General features: G+C 60.0%; 1 pseudogene. It reads right to left on the bottom strand.

The window, feature by feature from the left end:
- Positions 1–119 (bottom strand): annotated as a pseudogene (locus EOA28_RS41235) (ornithine cyclodeaminase family protein); the annotation flags it as partial.
- Positions 120–395: the final 276 nt, after the last annotated feature.

Here is a 395-nt window from a genome sequence, read left to right as displayed (position 1 = left end):
GTCTGGCCCTTGCCTTGCGCGACAAGGCCGGCCTCGACCGCGCCGATGATCTCGGCATCGGTCATCGCCAGCGCTTCGATATCGAGAGCGTTGAGATAGTCGATATAGATGGGCTTCATCCCATTTCCCCTCTTAGGCCCACTTTCCCATAACAGGCGGCGAGGCACCACAAAAGTTTGTTGGATAACCACTGGACTAGGCTGGTCCAATGCTGTTCAAACCAGGTCCGTCATGAGCAGCATCCCCGACAATCCGATGTTGTCCCAGCCGTCGACAGCCATGCCGGCGCGCCAGGCACGGCGCGTGGCGCTGATCGTCGCCGTCGCCTTCTTCATGCAGCTCCTGGATTCGACGATCATCTCGACGTCGCTGCCGCAAATGGGCCAGTCCTTCGG

Source organism: Mesorhizobium sp. M2A.F.Ca.ET.067.02.1.1 (assembly GCF_004023285.1).
In the GTDB taxonomy this organism is placed as follows: Bacteria; Pseudomonadota; Alphaproteobacteria; order Rhizobiales; family Rhizobiaceae; genus Mesorhizobium.
Note: the sequence above shows the minus strand (reverse complement) of the source record. Positions and strands in the feature narration are given on the sequence as shown.